Raw genomic sequence first — 21,142 nt, forward strand, 5'->3', positions numbered from 1 at the left:
TGGCGAGCAAGGACACCGCGCCGGGCCTGTGGACAACGGTGGCAGAGGCGCCGGACCGACCTGTGGACAACCGTCCCGACGCGGTGCCGGGCCGTGCCGACGCAGTGCCGGGGCGTCACGATCCAGGCCATGACGTGACCCAGGGTGTTGTCGGGGTCTGGTCAACACGCTTCAATGCGGGGGAACTCGGGGCCGCGCACTCGGCGCACGCGAACGGCGTGCCCGCCCGCGAGCACGCCCCCGGGCGCCCCACGGGGTGGCACACGACCCCGCACCGCGGTCTGACCAGCCGTGGTGACACCTCACAGAAAGGCTTCTGTGCATGCCACATGTCACAGAGCACCCGGATCTCGCCTCCGCCGAGCTGGAGACGGCCCTGCGGGGCGGCCCCTTCCATGTGGCGCTGCGCGCCGCGATAGCCGCCCGTGGACTGCCGCTCCAGCGCGTGCAGCACCATCTCTCGCGCCACGGGGTGAAGGTGGGCGTGACCAGCCTCAGCTACTGGCAGCAGGGCGCCCGCCGTCCTCAGCGCCCGGAGTCGCTGCGTGCCGTGCGCGCACTGGAGGAGATCCTCCGGCTGCCCGAGGAGTCCCTCATCAGGCTGCTCGCCGAGGCGCCGGAGATGACCGACAGCGACCGCCCCGCACCTCGCTCCTACCGCTCCCTGATCGAGGCGTCCGACACGCTGGACCGGCTCCGGGCGGAGCTGGACTGGACACCGGACGGCGGCATGCACACGCTCGGCCACCACGAACGCGTCCGCATAGGGGGCAGGCGCGAACTGGCGAGCCGCGAGTCCGAGCACATCGTGCGGGCCCACCGCGACGGTGTGGACCGCTTCGTCGCCGTCCACCACGGCGACCCCGGCTGCAGTCCGGACGACATGGCCGTCCAGGCGCTGGAGAACTGCCGCACCGGCCGCGTCCGGCTGGACCGGGAGACCGGCGTCCTCGTGGCCGAGCTGCTCTTCGGCACCCGGCTGCGCTCCGGCGACACCTTCCTGTTCCGGTACGGCATCACCGACGGCACCGCCGGCGCCTCGCACGAGTACGTCCACCGCTTCGGCTCACCGGGTGGCCAGTACGCGCTCCAGGTGCGCTTCGACGCGTCCGCGCTCCCGGCCCGCTGCCACCGCTTCACCCAGTTCTCCCCCGCCGCGCCCCGCGCCGGACGGCAGGAACTGGCGGTCAGCGAGCCGCACCGCAGTGTCCATGTGGTGGAGCCACGGGTCCGGCCGGGGACGGTCGGGATCGCCTGGGAGTGGGAGTGAGCTGCGGGGACCGAGAGGGCTAAGGGGGCTCAGGTGGCTCAGGGGTCCTGAGCCGGGCCGACAGGCGCGGTCAGGCGGCCGGGCCCGCCACGATCCGGCCGTCCGACACCTTCACCGGCAGTTCCGCCAGCGGCTCGGTCGCCGGTGCCTGGAGCACCTTGCCGGTGACGGCGTCGAACTCGCTGCCGTGGCAAGGGCAGACCAGGGTCGTACCGCGCAGCTTGTTGATCACACACCCGGCGTGCGTGCAGACCAGGCTGTGCGCCTTCAGGCCGCCCTCGCCGTCCCGGCCGACCACCACGTTGTGCTCGCGGTAGAGCTTCGCGGCGCCCTTGGCGACCTCGCTCTCGGCCCCCAGGTCGACGGCGGAGGTGGCCGCCGACGCGGCCTGGTGGTCCTGGGGAGCGGCGCAGGCGGCCAGACCGAGTCCGGCGACCGGCGCCACGGCGGCTCCTCGAAGGACGGTACGGCGGCTCGCGGACGATCGGGCGGGCATCGGTGTCTCCACAGGTCAGAGGGCGTGCAGGGCGACCTTATCCGGGCGGACGGGGCGGAATCGGGGCGGGGTGGACCGGGCGCGGGGCGCGAGCGCGCGTTTCCGGGTGACAGAACACTCGCAAGCGCTTGCGCAAGCGTTTACGCACGGGTGAACGATGGGATACCTTCCCGCCCGTGGGACCGACGGTGGTCGCCGTGGCCCGCATCCGTCGGCCGCGCCCCGGCCGGTGGACGGGATCACGTGGGAGGGGAAGCGCGATGTCCACCATGGCCGACGTGGCCCGGAGCGCCGGTGTCTCGGTGGCGACCGTGTCCCACGTCCTCAACGGCACGCGCCCAGTGCTCCCCCACACCCGGCAGGCCGTGCTGGACGCCGTCGACGCCCTCGGCTACACGCCCAACTCCCTCGCCCGCTCCCTGGTGACCTCCCGGACCCGTTCCATCGGGCTCGCGGTGTCGGCGATCAGCAACCCGTACTTCACGGAGATCCTGCAGGGCGTGGAGGCGGCCGCGCTGGAGGCTGGCTACAGCCTGCTCATCGCGGACCCGCACGACGACCCCGGGCACGAGCTGAAGGTCGTCCAGCTGCTGCACGAGCGCCGGGTGGACGGCATGATCGTGGCGCCCTCGGCCGAGCCGGGCGGCCTCGTCGCGTACCTCCGTCGCCAGGCCGTGCCGACGGTGCTGCTGGACCGGGTGCTGGAGCCCACCGGTCCCGAGGGCGGCCTCGCCGGTGCCTTCGATCAGGTCTGTGCCGAGAACGCCGGGCCCATGGCCGAACTGGTCACTCACCTCGCCGCGCTGGGGCACCGGCGGATCGGTCTGGTCGCCGGGCTGCCGGGGCTCAGCACCACCAGTGAGCGGATCGCGGGCTACCGGCAGGGGCTCGCCGCGGCCGGGCTCCCCCTCGACGAGGAGCTCGTGGTGTCCGGCAGTTCCGAGGCCACGGGTGCCGAGCGGGCCACGGCCGCGCTGCTCTCCCTGCCCGCCCCGCCCACGGCACTGGTCACCGCCAACAACGCGATGACCATCGGCGCCCTGCGGGCCCTGCGAGGGCGCGGTCTGGACGTGCCCGGCGACATCGCCCTGTGCTGCTTCGACGACTTCGCGTGGGCCGACCTGTTCGCACCCCGGCTCACCGCGATCGCCCAGCCCAGCCGGGAGCTGGGCGCCCGGGCCGTCCGGGTGCTCCTGGACCGGCTTGCGGCGCCCGACCGGGCGGCCACGACCGTACGGCTGCCCTGTGTCCTCGTCCATCGCGCCTCCTGCGGCTGCCCGGAGCCCGGGCCGGGCGAAGCCGACATCCCTCCCCCGGCGGACGCCGGGCGGAGAACGGAACCAACCTCGCAGTCCGAGAAGGGAACCACCCCGTGATCGTCGTCGCCGGTGAGGCACTGATCGACCTGGTACCGCAGGGCCGTGGCGCCCTGGCCGACCTCCAACCGGCGCTCGGCGGCGGCCCGTTCAACACCGCCGTGGCCCTCGGCCGGCTGGGCTCACCGACCGCCTTCGCCTCCCGCGCCTCCCATGACGCCTTCGGCGAGGCCCTGCTCGACGGCCTGCGGCAGGCCGGGGTGGACGTGTCCGCCGTACAGCGCGGCCCCGAGCCGACCACGCTCGCGGTGGCCACCATCGACTCCGGCGGCTCGGCGGCCTACTCCTTCTACGTCGAGGGCACCGCCGACCGCCTCTTCACCACCCCGGCCGCCCTGCCCGAGGGCACTCGCGCGGTGTCCTTCGGTACCTGCTCACTGGCCCTGGAGCCGGGGGCGAGCGCCTACGAGGAGCTGATGCGGTCGGCCGCGGAGCAGGGGCTGTTCACCGCGCTCGACCCCAACATCCGGGCGGGACTGATCCCGGACGCGGACGCCTACCGCGAGCGGTTCCGGGGCTGGCTGCCCTCGGTGACGCTGCTGAAGCTGTCCGAGGAGGACGCCCGGTGGCTGGGCGGCACCCCGCGCGAGTGGCTGGCCGCGGGCCCCTCCGCCGTGGTGGTCACACGGGGCGGCGACGGCCTTTCGGTCTTCACCGCCGACGGCTCGGAGCACCGGGTACCCGGCGAGAAGGTCGACGTCGTGGACACCATCGGCGCCGGGGACACGGTGAACGCGGCCCTGCTGCACGGGCTGTCCACCCTGGACGCGCTGTCCGCGCGGGCCCTGGCCGCCCTCGGTCCGGACTCCTGGCGGCGGCTGCTCGGCTTCGCCGCGCGCGCGGCGGCGATCACCTGCTCGCGCGCGGGCGCGGAGCCCCCTTTCGCGGCCGAGCTGGGCGCACTGTGACCGGATGAACGGCGCGCGGCGCCCCACGGAGACATTCCGTGGGGCGCCGCTCGTACGGGCCTCCGGCGAACCGGTGTCAGACCTTGCGGGTCCGAGTGGTCTTCTTCGCCGCGGTCTTCTTGGCCGTGGGGGCCTTGGCGGTCGCGGTGCTGTTGGCCTTGGCCGTCACCGCCTTCGCCGCCGTCTTCTTCGCCGTCGCCTTGGTGGCGGCGGACTTGGCCGTCTTCCGCGCACCCGTGGCGCGCGGCGACTTCACCGGGCCCGAGTCGCTGACGCGGTCGGCGCCGAGGATCTCGCGCAGGAACTTGCCGGTGTGGCTGGCCGGAACCGCCGCGACCTCCTCGGGGGTGCCCTCGGCGACCACGAGACCGCCGCCCGCGCCGCCCTCGGGGCCCATGTCGATGACCCAGTCGGCGGTCTTGATGACATCGAGGTTGTGCTCGATGACGACGACCGTGTTGCCCTTGTCCACCAGACCGGTCAGGACCGTCAGCAGCTTGCTGATGTCCTCGAAGTGCAGACCGGTGGTCGGCTCGTCCAGGACGTAGACCGTGCGGCCGGTGGAGCGCTTCTGCAGCTCGCTGGCGAGCTTGACGCGCTGCGCCTCACCACCGGACAGGGTGGTCGCGGACTGGCCGAGCCGGACATATCCGAGGCCGACGTCCTTCAGGGTGCGCAGGTGCCGGGAGATCGCGGGCACCGCCTCGAAGAAGTCGGTGGCCTCCTCGATCGGCATGTTCAGCACGTCGGCGATGGACTTGCCCTTGTAGTGGACCTCCAGGGTCTCCCGGTTGTACCGGGCGCCGTGGCAGACCTCGCACGGGACGTACACGTCCGGGAGGAAGTTCATCTCGATCTTGATTGTGCCGTCGCCCGAGCAGTTCTCGCAGCGGCCGCCCTTGACGTTGAAGGAGAAGCGGCCGGGCTGGTAGCCCCGCACCTTCGCCTCGGTGGTCTCGGCGAACAGCCTGCGGACGTGGTCGAAGACGCCGGTGTACGTCGCCGGGTTGGAACGCGGGGTGCGGCCGATGGGCGACTGGTCGACGTGCACGACCTTGTCCACCAGGTCGTCGCCGTCCACCCGCGTGTGGCGGCCGGGGACGTTCCGCGCGCCGTTCAGCTCGCGGGCCAGGTGGGTGTAGAGGATGTCGTTGACCAGGGTCGACTTGCCCGAGCCGGACACACCGGTGACGGCCGTGAAGACACCCAGCGGGAAGGACACGTCGATGTCCTGGAGGTTGTTCTCGCGGGCGCCGCGTACGACGAGCTGCCGGGACGGGTCGAGGGGACGGCGGATGTCCGGGAGCGGGATCGACTTGCGGCCGGAGAGGTACTGGCCGGTCTGCGACTCGGTGTTGGCGAGCAGCTCCTTGAGGTGACCGCTGTGGACGACCTTGCCGCCGTGCTCACCGGCGCCCGGGCCGATGTCCACGATCCAGTCGGCGACCTTGATGGTGTCCTCGTCGTGCTCGACCACGATGAGCGTGTTGCCCATGTCCCGCAGCCGGACCAGGGTCTCGATCAGCCGGTGGTTGTCCCGCTGGTGCAGACCGATGGACGGCTCGTCCAGGACGTAGAGCACGCCGACCAGGCCGGAGCCGATCTGGGTGGCCAGGCGGATGCGCTGGGCCTCGCCGCCGGAGAGGGTGCCCGCCGCGCGGTTGAGGGAGAGGTAGTCCAGGCCGACGTCGACCAGGAAGCGGAGCCGCTCGTTGACCTCCTTCAGCACGCGTTCGGCGATCTTCTTGTCGCGGGCGTTCAGCTTCAGCTCGCCCAGGAAGTCCGCGCAGTCGCTGATCGACATCGCGGAGACCTCGGCGATCGACTTCCCCATGACGGAGACCGCGAGGACGATCGGCTTCAGGCGGGTGCCCTCGCAGGAGGGGCAGGGCACCTCGCGCATGTAGCCCTCGAAGCGCTCACGGCTGGCGTCGCTCTCGGCCTCGCCGTGCCGCCGCTTGACGAAGGGCACAGCGCCCTCGAACGGCGTGGTGTACACCCGCTCCCGGCCGTACCGGTTGCGGTAGCGGACCTCGATCTGGGTCTTGTGGCCGTACAGCAGGGCCTTCTTCGCCCGCTGGGGCAGACCCGCGAAGGGGATGTCCGTGCGGAAGCCGAGCGCGTCCGCGAGGGCGTTGATCAGGCGGCCGAAGTAGTCCTTGGTGTGGCCGTGCGACCAGGGGTGGATGGCGCCCTCGTCGAGCGACTTGTCCTCGTCCGGGACGATCAGCTCGGCGTCGACCTCCATGCGCGTGCCGATGCCGGTGCACTCGGGGCAGGCGCCGAAAGGCGAGTTGAAGGAGAAGGAGCGCGGCTCCAGCTCCTCGAAGGACAGGTCGTCGTACGTGCAGTACAGGTGCTCCGAGAACATGCGCTCGCGCTCGGGGTCGTCCTCGGGGAGGTCGACGAAGTCGAGCACGACCATGCCGCCGGAGAGGCCGAGGGCGGTCTCCACGGAGTCGGTGAGGCGGCGCTTGGCGGAGTCCTTCACCGTGAGGCGGTCGACGACCACCTCGATGGTGTGCTTCTCCTGCTTCTTCAGGGTGGGCGGCTCGGACAGCTGGATGGTCTGGCCGTCGACCCGCGCGCGGGAGTAGCCCTTGGTCTGGAGGTCGGTGAAGAGGTCCACGAACTCGCCCTTGCGCTCGCGCACGAGCGGGGAGAGCACCTGGAAGCGGCTGCCTTCGGGCAGCTCCAGCACCTTGTCCACGATGGCCTGCGGCGACTGGCGCGCGATCGGGCGGCCGCACTCGGGGCAGTGCGGTTTGCCGATGCGCGCGAAGAGCAGGCGCAGGTAGTCGTAGACCTCGGTGATGGTGCCGACCGTGGAGCGCGGGTTGCGCGAGGTCGACTTCTGGTCGATGGAGACCGCGGGCGAGAGGCCCTCGATGAAGTCGACGTCGGGCTTGTCCATCTGCCCGAGGAACTGGCGGGCGTACGAGGAGAGCGACTCCACGTAGCGACGCTGGCCCTCGGCGAAGATGGTGTCGAAGGCCAGGGAGGACTTGCCCGACCCGGACAAGCCCGTGAAGACGATGAGCGCGTCACGCGGCAGGTCGAGCGAGACATTCTTCAGGTTGTGCTCGCGCGCGCCACGGACGATGAGACGGTCGGCCACGCCGGTCCGCACCTTTCTTCAGAGAAGTGACAGGGGCCGAGGCCCCGTGCTTCTTCGAGCCTAGGGGGAGCCACTGACAACGCCGGTCGGATTCCCGGATGCATAACAATCCCCAGCTATCCAGCATGCCCGACGCCGCCTTCGACGATATAGCACGCGCTTTCGAATAACGGAGGATGTTCGCCACCTTCACCCGAATGAGTGGTGCGGCTAGGGTCGGGCCCCATGACCGATCACGCTCATGACCTGGCCCGTGTACGGGAAGCGACGGAACGGCTGCTCAGCGCGGCCGCCGTACTGGACAACGCGGCATTGGCCGAGCCGTCACGGCTTCCGGGCTGGACGCGTGGACATGTCCTCGCCCACCTCGCCCGCAACGCCGACGCGCTGGTGAACGTCCTCGGCGGCCGCCCGATGTACGTGAGCGCCGAGGCCCGCGACGCCGACATCGAGCGGGACGCGCCGCGTCTCCCGGAGACCCAGCTCGCCGACGTGCGCGACAGCGCCGCCCGGTTCGACGCGGCCGGTGCGGCGCCGGGCGACTGGAACCGTGTGGTGGAACTGCGCAACGGCGTCACCGATGTCGCGGCCCGGCTGCCGTTCCGGCGCTGGGCGGAGGTCGAGCTGCACCATGTCGACCTCGGTACCAGCTACGAGCTGGAGGATCTCCCGGCCGAGTTCACCGAGCGGGAGACCGAGTTCCTGGCCCAGCGCTTCCTGGGCCACGCCGAGGTGCCCGCGACGCTGCTGAGCGACGGCACGCGGACCTGGAGCACCGGGCGGGAAGCCACCGAGCCCGAGGTCACCGTCACCGGCACCCCGGCCGACCTGCTGGGGTGGCTCGCCGGGCGCCGCGAGGGGACCGCGCTGGAGGTGAAGGGCGGCGAGCTGCCCGCGCTCCCCCCGCTGTGACACGGCGCCGGGCCGCCAACGCCCGTCCCGCTATAGGCTGATCGTCATGACGTACAGCGGCGAGGTCAGGGTCGGCGGTCCGGCGGACGTGCACGAGCTGAAGGACCTGATGATCACGAAGGTCGCGGTCGGCCCGATGAACAACAACGCCTATCTGCTGCGTTGCCGGGCCACCGACGAGCAGCTCCTGATCGACGCGGCCGCCGAGCCGCACACCCTGCTCGCCATGATCGGCCGGGACGGCATCGCCGCCGTCGTCACCACGCACCAGCACGGCGACCACTGGCAGGCGCTCGGCGAGGTCGTCGGCGCCACGGGGGCCCGTACGTACGCCGGGCGGGAGGACGCCTCCGGCATCCCAGTCGCCACCGATGTGCCGGTCGACGACGGGGACGTCATCCGGGTCGGCCAGGTCGAGCTGACCGCGCGCCACCTGGTCGGGCACACGCCGGGCTCCATCGCGCTGGTCTACGACGACCCGCACGGCCACCCGCACGTCTTCACCGGTGACTGCCTCTTCCCCGGCGGTGTCGGCAACACCCATCAGGACCCCGAGGCGTTCGCCAGCCTGATCAGCGACGTGGAGACGAAGATCTTCGACGCGCTGCCGGACGAGACCTGGGTCTACCCCGGCCACGGCGACGACACCAGCCTGGGCGCCGAGCGCCCGCAGCTGCCGGAGTGGCACGCGCGCGGATGGTGAGCAAGCGGAGGTGAGCCGGGGCCGCGTTCAGGCGTCGGCTCGTGCCGATCCCAGCAGCGTGGCGACCCGCTCGACCGCGAAGACGTATCCCTGTACCCCGCAGCCCGCGATCACCCCGTCGGCGCGCAGCGAGACGTACGAGTGGTGCCGGAAGGACTCGCGCTGGTGGATGTTGGAGATGTGCACCTCCAGCACGGGCAGGCCGTCGCAGGCGTTGAGCGCGTCCAGGATCGCCACCGAGGTGTGGGAGTAGGCGCCGGGATTGATGACGATCCCGGCGTGGTCGAGCCGCGCCTCGTGGATCCAGTCCACCAGCTGGCCCTCGTGGTTGGACTGCCGGCAGTCCACCGTGCCGCCGTACGCGGCTGCCGCCCCGGCGCACATCGCCTCGACGTCGGCCAGGGTGTCCTTGCCGTAGATGTCGGGCTGCCGCTGGCCGAGGAGGTTCAGGTTGGGCCCGTTGAGGATCATGATCGGGGCGCTGGCCAGGGTGCGGGGCACGGTGGGTTCCTCCGGTGCGTCGGGGGCGGCCGGTCGGCGGCCACTGTTCGCACCCGGTCTATCACGGGCTGCCAGGGCGCCCTTCGGGCAGTACGGGGCGCGACTTTCGGAACCTAGGGGTTGAGGGCAAGCTCCAGGTAGGCGGCGAAGAGGACCAGGTGGACGCCGCCCTGGAGCGGGGTGGCGCGGCCGGGCACGACCGTGAGCGAGGCGACGACCACGGTGAGCGCGAGCAGCAGCATGTGCGTGGAGCCGAGGCCCAGCACGAGCGGTCCGGACAGCCAGACCGAGGCCAGCGCGACGGCCGGGATGGTCAGGCCGATGCTGGCCATGGCGGAGCCCAGCGCGAGGTTGAGGCTGGTCTGCACCCGGTCGCGGCGGGCGGCGCGCAGCGCGGCGATGGTCTCGGGCAGCAGCACGAGCAGGGCGATGACCACACCGACGACCGCCTGGGGCAGGCCCGCGCCCTCCACCCCGGATTCGATCGTGGGCGACACCCCCTTGGCCAGGCCGACCACGCCGACGAGGGCGAGGCCGAGCAGGCCGAGGCTGGTATAGGCATGGCGGGCGGACGGGGGTGCCGCGTGGTCCGCGGTGGTGATGATGTCGCCCTCTTTGGTGACCGGCAGGAAGTAGTCGCGGTGCCGCAGGGTCTGGGTGGCAACGAAGAGGCCGTAGAGGATCAGGGAGGACAGGGCCGCGAACGTCAGTTGCACGGTGGAGAACTCGGGGCCGGGCTTGCTGGTCGTGAAGGTGGGCAGCACCAGGCTGAGGGTGGCCAGGGTGGCGACCGTCGCCAGGGCGGCTCCGGTGCCCTCGGGGTTGAAGACGGCGGTGCCGTGGCGCAGGGAGGCGACCAGGAGACAGATGCCGAGGATGCCGTTGCAGGTGATCATCACGGCGGCGAAGACCGTGTCGCGGGCCAGGGTGGAGCTCTTGTCCCCGCCGTCGACCATGAGGGTGACGATCAGCGCCACCTCGATGATGGTGACGGCGATGGCGAGCACCAGGGAGCCGAAGGGTTCGCCGACCCGGTGGGCGACGACCTCGGCGTGGTGCACGGCGGCCAGGACGGCCCCGGCGAGGACGAGGGTGACCAGGGCCACGACCGCGCCGGGCAGGCCGCGGCCCCAGGTGAGGACGAGGAGGACGACCGCGAGCACCGGCACGAGGAGCGTCCACCGCGCGGCGAGCGACCTGAGCCGAGTGATCATGCAGTGATGGTGGCAGAGGCGTACAGGGTTCGCATTCCGTTCGTCTCGTGTCAGACGTCGATGCTGTCCTTGGAGGCGCCGTCGCCCCCGGCCGCCTCGGCGGCGGCCTGCTTCCGGGAGGCGATGAGGCTGGTGATCGTGGTGATGACCAGCACGCCGCAGATCACGGCCAGGGAGACCGGGATGCTGATCTCCGGGACGTGCACCCCGAGCTCGTGCAGGGCGTGCAGCACCAGCTTGACGCCGATGAAGCCGAGGATGACCGACAGGCCGTACGACAGGTGGACCAGCTTCTTCAGCAGGCCGCCGATGAGGAAGTACAGCTGGCGCAGACCCATCAGGGCGAAGGCGTTCGCGGTGAAGACGATGTACGGGTCCTGCGTCAGGCCGAAGATCGCGGGGATGGAGTCCAGCGCGAACAGCACGTCGGTGGTGCCGATGGCGAGCATCACGACCAGCATCGGGGTCATGACCCGCTTGCCGTTCTCCTCGATCCACAGCTTGGTGCCGTGGTACCGGTCGGCGACACCGAACCTGCGCTCGGCGGCCTTGAGCAGCTTGTTCTCCTCGTACTCCTCGTCCTCGTGATCGGCGCGGGCCTCCTGGATCAGCTTCCAGGCGGTCCAGATCAGGAAGGCGCCGAAGATGAAGAACACCCAGGAGAAGCTGGCGATGATCGCCGCGCCGGCCGCGATGAAGACGGCCCGCAGGACCAGGGCTATGAGCACACCGAAGAGCAGCACCCGCTGCTGGTACTGCGCGGGCACCGCGAACTTCGTCATGATCAGGACGAAGACGAAGAGGTTGTCGACGCTCAGCGACTTCTCGGTGATGAAGCCGGCGAAGAACTCCCCGGCGGGTTGTCCGCCGCCGAAGTAGAGCAGTCCGAGGCCGAAGAGCCCGGCCAGGGCGATCCATACGGCGGTCCAGATGCCCGCTTCCTTGATGGACACCTCATGCGGCTTGCGGCCGATGAAGAAGTCCACCGCGATCAGGGCGGCCAGCCCCACGATGGTCAGGACCCACAGGGTCATCGAGACGTCCACTGCACCTCCGGCATTACGTCACGGCAAACATCAGCGTTGTCGCTGCCGGAGGTCTCTTCCACCCGAGGGACGGGCCGGCGCCCCGGAATCCATGGGGATCCGTACTGACGGGTGCGCCGCATCAGGGAGTACTCCCCTCCGCACGAACACGGTAGCGCAATTACCAAGGAAGAGTAAAGAGAAAGGTAAAGTAAAGACCAAGTGAGCAGCTCAGAGGTTCTTTACTTCCCCTTGATCCTGGCCGCGGAGACCACGCTGAGCACCTGCTGGACGACCGCGCTGACGTGCGGCGGGAGGGCTGGTTCGAAGGTCCACGCATGGCCGACCCAGGGATCGGCGAAATGGTCGTCGGGCGACGGGGTGAGTCGCATCAGTGAACGCCACAACGGGTCGAGCAACGGCCCGTACGCCTCGGCGTCGGCGCGGTCCGCGACCAGCAGCAGATGGACCCCGGCCGCCGGACCCTCGTCCGCGAGGAAGCGGAGCCGGGTCACGGCGCGGTCGTCGAAGCCCTGCGGGAAGTCGTTGACGATCAGCAGCCGCCGCGCAGTGTCGAAGCCGTCCGGCAGGGCCTCGGTCGCGCCGCCGTTGATCGCCATGCGCACCAGATCGACCCGCCGGGTGAGCGACTCCAGCGCCTGCGCCACCCCCGCCGCGCCGGTCGCGGGCGGTCCCGTCAGCGCACCCGTCCGGGTGAGGTCCCCGAGCGGCCCGGCTCCGGCACCGGCCGGGTCGATGACCTGGACCGAGAACTCCCCCACCGGGTGGACGGCGAGGAGTCGGGCGGCGAGGGCCACGGCGACTTCCAGCGCCAGCCGACGACGCTCGGCCGAGTCCGCGAGGTCGGCCGGGGTGGCGCCGCTGTCGACCCACAGGCCCCGGTCCAGCGGCAGCCTGACCAGCATCGGGATACGCAGAAGCGCGCTCTCGGGGAGGTGGAGATCGCCCAGCCGGACGGCCTGGGGCGGCTCGGTCGGCATCCGGTGCCCCTGCCAGACCGGGCTGGACCAGCGGGCGTACGCGGGCGGCAGGGCGGGCTCGACCACCTCTGCCTCGGCCATGAGCTGGGCCAGGTCGCGGTCGTGAGCCGCTTGCGCCCGGCCCACCAGTTCGTCGTGCTTGGCCTGGGCCGCCCGCCGTGCTGCGTCCCCCGCGCCCCCGATCCTGGCGCGCGGGTCGGCGAGGACCTCGTCCAGCTCGCGGTCCAGGCGCGCGGCGGCGAACTCGGTGGCGCTGCGGTAGGCGGCAGTGGCTCGGGCCAGGTCCTCGAACATGCCCCAGACCTGGTTGTACAGCCGTTCGTCCATGGACCACCCTGCCGCGTCACCTGCGACGGGGCGCGGCGGTTCCCCGGAGGCCGCGACGGCCTGCCGTCCGGGGTGGGTGTAGTCGACCGGTCCGCCACCTGACGGGCGCGCCTCCGGAACGACGCCCTCCGGAACGGCGGGGCGCTCCGCCTCCCACATCGCCTCGGCGATCTCGCGCGGCCGGGGCAGCCCCAGGTCCGCGAGGAGCGCGGGGAGGCCGTCCGCGTACCCCTGGCCGACCGCGCGCACCTTCCAGCCGCCTTGGCGGCGGTACAGCTCCAGCGCGAGGACGGCCGACTCGGCGTCCAGCCCGGTGAGGGTGAAGCGGGCGATCTCGGTGCCGTCGGCATCGGTGACGGTCGCCCGCGGGGCGGCGGTCGCGCCGAACCGTCGGCCCGCACCCGGCTGCTCGGGCATGGCCAGCAGTACGGTGACGCGGTGCACGGCCTCCGGCAGCGCGCCCAGGTCGACAGCGAGGCGGTGCGCGGCGGCCGTGGCGCGGGGTACTTCGATGCCGGGTGGGGCGGCGGCGCCGGGATGGGCGATCCGGTCGCCGTCATGGACACGGCCGCCCTCGTCACCGAGGGCGGCCGCCACGAGCACGGGGACCTCGGCCGAGATCAGGATCTCCAGCCGGGTCCGGGGCAGCGGATGGTTCTGCCCCCGCACCAGTTCGGTCCCCATCGCCGTCGCCCCCTGTGTCGTGTCGTCGTGCGCGCCCGGCGGGTGCGGTCCTATGGGTGCTGTCCTGCGGGCGCGGTCCTACAGGTGCGGAAGGATCGCGGGCATCAGGTCCTGGAACGTGCGCCCGTTGGCGGGCTCGCCCAGCGCGGTCATCGTCCAGCCGGTGCCCGCGCGGTGCACCTTGGCCATGATCTGCGCGGTGTACTCGCCGCCGCCCGCCAGCGTGTAGCGCGCGAGTTCCTGACCGTTGGTCTCGTCCACGAGGCGGCAGAACGCGTTCTGCACCTCCTGGAAGGTCTGCCCGGTGAAGGAGTTGACGGTGAAGACGATCTGGTCGACGTGGGGCGGGACCCGCTGGAGGTCCACGAGGACGGCCTCGTCGTCGCCGCCCTGCCCGACACCGCCCACGAGGTTGTCGCCGGTGTGCCGGACGGAACCGTCGTCGCTCACCAGATGACGGAAGAAGACGACGTCGACCGGCTGCTTCTCCGCGAAGAGGACCGCCGAGGCGTCCAGGTCGATCTCGCGGGTGCGGGAGCCGAACAGTCCGCGTCGCTTCGCCGCCTGCCAGCCGAGACCCATACGGACCGCGGTCAGGGTGGCCCCGTCCTTCTTCTCCAGGCTGATGGCCTGGCCCTTGGTCATGTTGACGGTCACGGCTGAATCCCCTCTCGATGTTCCCCTGTTGCCGCGCATCGCGCGGTTGCCCAGAACCCTACGCAGCGCCACCGACCGTGCCGAACCCCGGCCCGCGCTTTGTGTCGGTGTTGCAACACTGGGCGCGCAGGCCGAGGTTGGACGAGCCTGGAGGGTCAGGCGATACCGGCCTCCCGCATCTGGCGCAGTTCCTTCTTCATCTCGGACACCTCGTCGCGCAGCCGGGCGGCGATCTCGAACTGGAGTTCCGCGGCGGCCGCGCGCATCCGCTCCGTCATCTCCTCGATCTGCCCGGCGAGTTCGGCGGCCGGCTGGTCGGTGGGCTGTGTCTTGCCCTTGGCCTTGCTCTTGGCCGCCTTCGCCTTGGCGTCCGCGGTCGCCTTGCCGCCGAGGCTGGGCACCGGCGTCTTGGGCGCCTTGCCGTCCTTCTGCTGGCGGTAGCCGGTGCCGAGGAGCTGCTCGGTATCGACGTCCTCGCGGGCGATCTGCGCGACGATGTCGTTGATCTTCTTGCGCAGCGGCTGCGGGTCGATGCCGTTGGCCTTGTTGTACTCGACCTGCTTCTCGCGGCGCCGGTTGGTCTCGTCGATGGCCTTCTCCATCGCCGGGGTGATCCTGTCGGCGTACATGTGGACCTGGCCGGAGACGTTGCGCGCCGCGCGGCCGATGGTCTGGATCAGCGAGGTGCCGGAGCGCAGGAAGCCCTCCTTGTCGGCGTCCAGGATGGCCACCAGGGACACCTCGGGCAGGTCGAGGCCCTCGCGCAGCAGGTTGATGCCGACCAGGACGTCGAACTCGCCGGCCCGCAGCTCGCGCAGCAGCTCCACGCGGCGCAGGGTGTCGACGTCGCTGTGCAGATAGCGGACCTGGATGCCGAGTTCGACGAAGTAGTCGGTGAGGTCCTCGGCCATCTTCTTGGTGAGCGTGGTGACCAGGACGCGCTCGTTCTTGTCGGTGCGCTCCCGGATCTCGTGCACCAGGTCGTCGATCTGGCCCTCGGTGGGCTTGACCACGACCTCCGGGTCGACCAGGCCGGTGGGGCGGATGATCTGCTCGACCACGCCGTCGCCCCGGGACAGTTCGTAGGCGCCCGGAGTCGCCGACAGGTAGACGGTCTGACCGATGCGCCCTTGGAACTCCTCCCACTTCAGCGGGCGGTTGTCCAGCGCGGAGGGCAGCCGGAAGCCGTGGTCGACCAGGGTGCGCTTGCGGGAGGCGTCGCCCTCGTACATGGCCCCGATCTGCGGCACGGTGACGTGCGACTCGTCGATGACCAGCAGGAAGTCGTCCGGGAAGTAGTCGAGCAGGGTGTTCGGCGGGGAGCCGGGGAGGCGGCCGTCGAAGTGCATCGAGTAGTTCTCCACGCCGGAGCAGGTGCCGATCTGGCGGAGCATCTCGATGTCGTAGGTGGTGCGCATCCGCAGGCGCTGGGCCTCCAGGAGCTTGCCCTGCTTCTCCAGCTCGGCCAGGCGCTCCCCCAGCTCCTTCTCGATGCCGTTGACGGCGCGCTCCATGCGCTCCGGTCCGGCGACGTAGTGGGAGGCGGGGAAGACGTAGAGCTGCTGGTCGTCGCTGATGATCTCGCCGGTGAGCGGGTGCAGCGTGGACAGCGCCTCGATCTCGTCGCCGAACATCTCGATGCGGACGGCCAGCTCCTCGTAGACCGGGAAGATCTCGATGGTGTCGCCGCGCACCCGGAAGGTGCCCCGGGTGAAGGCCGTGTCGTTGCGGGTGTACTGGATGTCGACGAAGCGGCGCAGCAGGTCGTCGCGGTCGATCTCCTCGCCGACCTTCAGCGGCACCATGCGGTCCACGTACTCCTGCGGCGTGCCCAGGCCGTAGATGCAGGAGACGGAGGCGACCACGACCACGTCACGCCGGGTGAGCAGGGAGTTCGTCGCCGAGTGGCGCAGGCGCTCGACCTCCTCGTTGATCGAGGAGTCCTTCTCGATGTAGGTGTCCGACTGCGGGACGTACGCCTCGGGCTGGTAGTAGTCGTAGTACGAGACGAAGTATTCGACCGCGTTGTTCGGGAGCAGCTCGCGGAACTCGTTGGCCAGCTGAGCGGCCAGCGTCTTGTTCGGCGCCATCACCAGGGTGGGGCGCTGGAGCTGCTCGATCATCCACGCGGTGGTGGCGGACTTGCCGGTGCCGGTCGCGCCGAGCAGTACGACGTCCTTCTCGCCGCCCCGCACGCGCTTGGCCAGGTCGGCGATGGCCGTCGGCTGGTCGCCGCTGGGCTGGAAGGGGCTGACGACCTCGATGGGCGCCACCGTGCGTTCGATCTTTGAAACGGGCCGCATGGAGTCAACCGTACGACCCCGCACTGACAACGGGTCGGGAGTCAGTGGCGCTGGGGGGTGCGGAAGCCGTGGGCGTCGGCGTGGACCGGGTGGCGGTTCGGGCCCTGCGGCGGACGGACGCGCTGGTGGGAGGCTACGGCAGCGGCCGGGACGCCCGGCTTGGACTCCTCGGGGACGCTCCGCGGCGCGTCCTTGACCATCAGCGGATCGAAGAGCACGACGGCGGCCACGAGGACGAGGAGGGCGAGCGGTCCGATGAGGATCGGGGCGAGCACGGCGGCCGGTGAGCCGCTGGTGGCGGTGCCGGGGGTGCCGTGGAGGTGGGCGGTGAGTCCGGCCATGCCGGTGTAGTGCATGCCGCTGACGGCGAGGCCCATGACGAGGCCGGCGCCGATGCTGCCCCGCAGACCCCGGACGTTTCCGGCGGCCCAGAGGGCGATGGTGGCGGCCACGACGGCGATCACGACGGACGCGACGACGCCTGCGATGTCGTAGGTGAACCGTCCGTCGAAGCGCATGCCGGCCATGCCGAGGTAGTGCATCGAGGCGACGCCCAGACCGGTGATCGTGCCGCCGGTGACGAGCGAGGTGCCGGTGGCGCCCCGATAGCCGATGATGAAGATCCCGACGCCCACCATGACGATGGCCAGGCCGAGGCTCGCGAAGGTCATCGGTTTGTCGAAGCGGACCGGTGTCTCGTCGATGGAGAAGCCCATCATGGCGATGAAGTGCATGGTCCAGATGCCGGAGCCGATCGCGGTCGATCCGAGGGCCAGCCACGCGGGCCGCCAGGAGTGGGTGACCAGCAGGGCCCGGGTGGTGCAGCGCAAACCGAGGGCGCCGCCCAGGCAGGCCATCACATAACCCACGAGGGGGGTGACGACCCCGTAGCTGAATCCGTCGATCGTGCCTCGCATGCGCGGTTGTCCCTCGCCTTCTCGCGTCCTGTGACGGACACGATGTTCCCCCTGCCCAGCACCGCTGTGGCGGTCGGGGCTGTCGCAGAGAGTATGGCCGCCACCGGAATGGTCGAATGATTTTCCGACAAAGAAACACGGCCTTACCCCACTTGTGCGGCACCGGTGTGCGGAGTTGGGCTCCGCCGTTCATCGTGTGGCCGTTCTGCGCCCGTGTGCCGTTGACGCTCTGCTGTCACTCTGGTGCTGTTGGTATTCGCCGGACGTGAGGAGTACGCATGCACGCGCACGCAGTCGCCGCCGCGGCCACCGCGGCCCTGGGGGCGACGGTCCTGCTGAGCCCCGCCTCCGACGGCCGGCCGGTCCGGGCGGCCCAGCCCACGGTGGTCGCTCACCGAGGGGCCTCCGCGTACGCGCCCGAGAACACGCTGGCCTCGATCGACAAGGCGGCGAGGCTCGGCTTCTCCTGGGTGGAGAACGACGTGCAGCGCACCAAGGACGGCAAGCTGGTCGTCATCCACGACGACAGCCTGGCGCGCACCACGAACGTCGAGGATGTGTTCCCCGGCCGGGCGCCCTGGAAGGTGAAGGACTTCACGGCGGCCGAGATCGCCCGGCTGGACGCGGGCAGCTGGTTCTCCCCCGTCTTCGCGGGCGCGCGCGTGCCGACGCTGGAGCGGTACATGCGCCGGGTCGAGCACAACCACGAGAAACTGCTGCTCGAGGTCAAGAACCCCGAGCTGTACCCCGGCATCGAGCAGCAGATCCTCAAGACCCTGAGCAACGAGGGCTGGCTGGACCGCGCGCACCGGAGCCGTCTGATCGTGCAGAGTTTCAGCGCGGCGAGCATCCGTACCGTGCACCAGCTCAAGCCCGCGCTGACCACCGGCTACCTGGGCCGCCCGAAGATCGCCGAGCTGACCGGGTACGCCCGGTTCGCCGACCTGATCAACCCCTCGTACGCGGACATCTCCGCGAGCTACGTCTCGACCGTGCACGCGCTGAAGGGGCCGCACGGCAAACCTCTTGGGGTGTTCACCTGGACGGTGAACGACGCGGCCACGGCCCGGAAGGTCAGGGGCTTCGGCGTCGACGGGATCATCACCAACAAGCCGGACGTGGTGCGGACGGCGCTGAGCGCCTCCTGAGCCGGGCGGCGGGGCCCGTTGTCAGTGGCGGGTCGTAGCGTGGTCGGCATGGACAGTCAGGGGCAGGACGAGCAGCGGGTCGTGTGGGCGGTCGTGGACAGCCGCATCGGCCCGCTGATGCTGGCGGCGAGCCGCCAGGGACTGGTCAACGTCGTCTTCCACGCCACCGGCCCGGTGTGCGAGCGCGCGCTGCGGCGGCTGGCGGGGCGGTACGGCACCGAGCCGGTCCAGGAGCCGGGCGCGCCGGTGCTGGCCGAGGCGATACGGCAGATCGAGGCCTATCTCGCGGGTGAGCGCCACGACTTCGATCTGCCACTGGACTGGTCGCTGATCTCGGGCTTCAACCGGGCGGTGCTGCGCGAGCTGGCCGACGGCGTCCCGTACGGCACCGTGGTGGGCTACGGCGATCTGGCCCGGCGGGTCGGACAGCCGGGCGGGGCGCAGGCGGTGGGCACGGCGATGGGCGCCAATCCGCTGCCGGTCGTCGTGCCGTGTCACCGGGTGGTGGAGAGCGACGGCGGGATCGGTGGGTTCGGGGGCGGGCTGGAGACGAAGCGGCAGTTGCTGGCGCTGGAGGGCGTGCTGCCCGAGCCGCTGTTCTGACGGCGCCTCCTGCCGATTCCGGGTCCGGGCGTTTGGCCGGGGGTCGCGCCCGCCAGAGATGAGGGGAGGCGACTGACGGGAGGCGGGCGCGTGGTGCTGGTGTTGTCCGAGGAGGTCCGGGAGGCGACGGCCGCCGGACGGCCGGTGGTGGCCCTGGAGTCCACGATCATCGCGCACGGGCTGCCGCGCCCGCGCAATCTCCAGGTGGCGCTGGAGCTGGAGGACGTGGTCCGGCACGAGGGAGCCGTCCCCGCGACGATCGCCGTGCTCGACGGACGACCGCATGTCGGACTGGACAAGGACCAGTTGGAGCGGGTCGCCAACGAGGACGGCATCCGCAAGCTGGGCCACCGGGATCTGCCCCTGGCCATGGCGGCGGGGGCGAGCGGGGCGACCACGGTGTCGGCGACGGCCCAGTTGGCCGCGCTGGCGGGCATCCGGGTGTTCGCCACCGGCGGCCTGGGCGGTGTGCACCGGCAGTGGACGGTGACCCAGGACGAGTCGGCCGATCTGGGGCTGCTGGCCCGGACCCGGATCACCGTTGTGTGCGCGGGCGTGAAGTCGATCCTCGACGTTCCGGCCACCCTGCAGCGGCTGGAGACGCTGGGCGTGGCCGTCGCCGGTTACCGCACCGAGCGGTTCCCCGGCTTCTATCTGTCCGACTCGGGCCACCCGGTGGACTGGACGCTGCGCGATCCGGAGCAGGTCGCCGAGGTCATGCGGGCGCAGGACGCCCTCGGCACCCTGGAATCGGCGCTGATCGTCGCCAATCCCGTCCCGCCGGAGCAGCAGCTCGACCCCGGGCTGCACGCGCGCGTGCTCGCCGGGGCGCTGCGGGCCTGCGAGGAGGAGGGCGTCACCGGTCAGGCCGTCACACCGTTCCTGCTGGATCATCTGGTCCGGCACACGGACGGGGCCTCGCTGCGCGCCAACCTGGCCGCGGTGCGCGGCAATGTGGAGCTGGCGGCGCGGATCGCCACGGCGTGGGCGATGAGGTGACCGGCGGCCCGCGGGGTGGGCTGCTGGTCGTCGGGGACGTGATCACCGATGTGGTGGCCCGGCATCGGGGCCCGCTCGCCGCGAGCACCGACACCGTCGCCGTGATCCGGACCCTGCCGGGCGGGGCGGGCGCCAACGTGGCGTGCTGGGCCGCCGACGCGGGGTGTCCGGACGTGCGGCTGCTGGCGCGCGTGGGTGCGGACGCGGTGCGTTGGCACGAGCGGGAGCTGCTGGCGGCCGGGGTGCGTCCGCGGCTGGTGGTGGACCCGGTGGCGCCGACCGGCACGGTGATCTGCCTCGTCGACGGTGAGGCGGCGGCCGAGCGCACGTTCCTCACCTCCAGCGGGGCGTCGCTCCGGCTCGAACCGGCCGACTGGTCGGAGGAGTTGCTCGACGGCGTGGCCCGGCTGCATCTGTCGGGCTACCTGCTGTTCGCCGAGTCCAGCCGGGCATTGGCCGAGGCGGCGCTGGCGGCGGCACGCGCGCGTGGGGTGCCGGTCAGTCTGGACCCGGCTTCGGCGGGGTTCCTCGCGCGGTTCGGCACGGACCGGTTCCTGGAGTTCGCCGAGCGGTTGGACGTGCTGTTGCCCAGCCGGGACGAGGCATGCCTGCTGACGGGGATCTCCGACTGGGCCGGGGCGGCGGCGGAGTTGAGCGGGCTCGGGCCCGTGGTGGTGGCCAAGTCGGGGGCGGAGGGGGCGTTGGTGGCCCGGTCGGGGGTCGTGTGCGCCCGGGTTCCCGCGGTACCGGCCCGCGCGACGGACAGCACGGGTGCCGGGGACGCGTTCACCGGCGCGTTCCTCGCGGCGCTGGTGGCGGGCGCCAGTGCGGAGGTCGCGGCAGAGTGGGGCTGCCGGGCCGGGGCGCGGGCGGTGGAGCGGGTGGGCGGTCGGCCGCCGTGCCCGGACGACGACGGACGGGCGCGGCGGACACCCGCCCCGCCTGCACCTTCCCCGCCCACCCCCTGAGACGCGCGCTGC

The 21,142-nt window shown here is 71.4% G+C and carries 18 protein-coding genes; 9 read left to right on the forward strand and 9 right to left on the reverse strand.

Going from position 1 to position 21,142, the window contains the following annotated elements:
- Window positions 1-322 precede the first annotated feature (322 nt).
- On the forward strand, window positions 323-1,270 hold the full coding sequence (locus ACIPPM_RS07940) for a hypothetical protein (RefSeq protein ID WP_401444469.1): 948 nt from the start codon (window positions 323-325) through the stop codon (window positions 1,268-1,270).
- Window positions 1,271-1,340: 70 nt separating this feature from the next.
- On the opposite strand, the gene ACIPPM_RS07945 is transcribed toward ACIPPM_RS07940, so the two are convergent.
- Window positions 1,341-1,766, reverse strand: coding sequence for a Rieske (2Fe-2S) protein (locus ACIPPM_RS07945; protein WP_401444472.1), 426 nt, complete (start codon window positions 1,764-1,766; stop codon window positions 1,341-1,343).
- Between the two features lie 260 nt (window positions 1,767-2,026).
- Between ACIPPM_RS07945 and ACIPPM_RS07950 the strand changes: the two genes are divergently transcribed.
- On the forward strand, window positions 2,027-3,142 hold the full coding sequence (locus ACIPPM_RS07950) for a LacI family DNA-binding transcriptional regulator (RefSeq protein ID WP_401444474.1): 1,116 nt from the start codon (window positions 2,027-2,029) through the stop codon (window positions 3,140-3,142).
- The gene (locus ACIPPM_RS07955; RefSeq protein WP_401444476.1) at window positions 3,139-4,050 is read left to right on the forward strand and encodes a carbohydrate kinase; all 912 of its coding nucleotides are present in this window, start codon (window positions 3,139-3,141) and stop codon (window positions 4,048-4,050) included. Before ACIPPM_RS07950 ends, ACIPPM_RS07955 begins: the two co-directional genes overlap by 4 nt.
- A 76-nt stretch (window positions 4,051-4,126) precedes the next feature.
- On the opposite strand, the gene uvrA is transcribed toward ACIPPM_RS07955, so the two are convergent.
- Complete coding sequence (gene uvrA / locus ACIPPM_RS07960) at window positions 4,127-7,168, reverse strand: excinuclease ABC subunit UvrA (RefSeq protein WP_401444478.1); 3,042 nt, start codon at window positions 7,166-7,168, stop codon at window positions 4,127-4,129.
- A 225-nt stretch (window positions 7,169-7,393) separates the two neighbouring features.
- Here uvrA and ACIPPM_RS07965 point away from each other — a divergent pair, with 225 nt between their 5' ends.
- Together ACIPPM_RS07965 and ACIPPM_RS07970 are read left to right on the forward strand one after the other, a co-directional pair.
- Window positions 7,394-8,080 (forward strand): maleylpyruvate isomerase family mycothiol-dependent enzyme, encoded by a 687-nt coding sequence (locus tag ACIPPM_RS07965; protein WP_401444481.1) that lies wholly within the window; start codon window positions 7,394-7,396, stop codon window positions 8,078-8,080.
- A 46-nt stretch (window positions 8,081-8,126) separates the two neighbouring features.
- Window positions 8,127-8,783 (forward strand): MBL fold metallo-hydrolase, encoded by a 657-nt coding sequence (locus ACIPPM_RS07970; RefSeq protein ID WP_401444484.1) that lies wholly within the window; start codon window positions 8,127-8,129, stop codon window positions 8,781-8,783.
- Between the two features lie 27 nt (window positions 8,784-8,810).
- Here the strand turns inward: ACIPPM_RS07970 and aroQ are convergent, their stop codons facing one another.
- The 7 genes from aroQ to ACIPPM_RS08005 all read right to left on the reverse strand — a co-directional run bounded on the left by aroQ (window position 8,811) and on the right by ACIPPM_RS08005 (window position 17,412).
- Entirely contained in the window at window positions 8,811-9,284 is a 474-nt protein-coding gene (gene aroQ / locus ACIPPM_RS07975) for a type II 3-dehydroquinate dehydratase (protein ID WP_401444486.1), read from the reverse strand.
- 113 nt (window positions 9,285-9,397) lie between these two features.
- Window positions 9,398-10,498 (reverse strand): calcium:proton antiporter, encoded by a 1,101-nt coding sequence (locus ACIPPM_RS07980; protein ID WP_401444488.1) that lies wholly within the window; start codon window positions 10,496-10,498, stop codon window positions 9,398-9,400.
- Window positions 10,499-10,548: 50 nt separating this feature from the next.
- Entirely contained in the window at window positions 10,549-11,544 is a 996-nt protein-coding gene (locus ACIPPM_RS07985) for a TerC family protein (RefSeq protein ID WP_401444491.1), read from the reverse strand.
- A 221-nt stretch (window positions 11,545-11,765) separates the two neighbouring features.
- Window positions 11,766-13,535 carry a TerD family protein gene (locus tag ACIPPM_RS07990; protein ID WP_401444494.1) on the reverse strand — a complete coding sequence of 590 codons (1,770 nt, stop codon included), beginning with the start codon at window positions 13,533-13,535 and terminating at the stop codon, window positions 11,766-11,768.
- A gap of 78 nt (window positions 13,536-13,613) precedes the next feature.
- Window positions 13,614-14,192 carry a TerD family protein gene (locus ACIPPM_RS07995; RefSeq protein WP_393597337.1) on the reverse strand — a complete coding sequence of 193 codons (579 nt, stop codon included), beginning with the start codon at window positions 14,190-14,192 and terminating at the stop codon, window positions 13,614-13,616.
- Window positions 14,193-14,347: 155 nt separating this feature from the next.
- Window positions 14,348-16,495, reverse strand: coding sequence for an excinuclease ABC subunit UvrB (uvrB, locus tag ACIPPM_RS08000; protein ID WP_401444498.1), 2,148 nt, complete (start codon window positions 16,493-16,495; stop codon window positions 14,348-14,350).
- Window positions 16,496-16,536: 41 nt separating this feature from the next.
- Window positions 16,537-17,412: an MHYT domain-containing protein gene (locus ACIPPM_RS08005; RefSeq protein WP_401444500.1), complete on the reverse strand. Its 876-nt coding sequence runs from the start codon at window positions 17,410-17,412 to the stop codon at window positions 16,537-16,539.
- A gap of 278 nt (window positions 17,413-17,690) precedes the next feature.
- Here ACIPPM_RS08005 and ACIPPM_RS08010 point away from each other — a divergent pair, with 278 nt between their 5' ends.
- The 4 genes from ACIPPM_RS08010 to ACIPPM_RS08025 all read left to right on the forward strand — a co-directional run bounded on the left by ACIPPM_RS08010 (window position 17,691) and on the right by ACIPPM_RS08025 (window position 21,130).
- A complete protein-coding gene (locus ACIPPM_RS08010) occupies window positions 17,691-18,560 on the forward strand; it encodes a glycerophosphodiester phosphodiesterase (protein WP_401444503.1) in 870 nt (289 codons plus the stop codon).
- Between the two features lie 48 nt (window positions 18,561-18,608).
- Window positions 18,609-19,163: a methylated-DNA--[protein]-cysteine S-methyltransferase gene (locus tag ACIPPM_RS08015; RefSeq protein WP_401444506.1), complete on the forward strand. Its 555-nt coding sequence runs from the start codon at window positions 18,609-18,611 to the stop codon at window positions 19,161-19,163.
- A 90-nt stretch (window positions 19,164-19,253) separates the two neighbouring features.
- Entirely contained in the window at window positions 19,254-20,162 is a 909-nt protein-coding gene (locus tag ACIPPM_RS08020) for a pseudouridine-5'-phosphate glycosidase (protein WP_401444510.1), read from the forward strand.
- Window positions 20,147-21,130 carry a carbohydrate kinase family protein gene (locus ACIPPM_RS08025; protein ID WP_401444512.1) on the forward strand — a complete coding sequence of 328 codons (984 nt, stop codon included), beginning with the start codon at window positions 20,147-20,149 and terminating at the stop codon, window positions 21,128-21,130. Before ACIPPM_RS08020 ends, ACIPPM_RS08025 begins: the two co-directional genes overlap by 16 nt.
- Window positions 21,131-21,142 lie beyond the last annotated feature (12 nt).

The sequence above is a fragment of the Streptomyces sp. NPDC090119 genome (genome assembly GCF_044747085.1).
Taxonomy (GTDB): domain Bacteria; phylum Actinomycetota; class Actinomycetes; order Streptomycetales; family Streptomycetaceae; genus Streptomyces.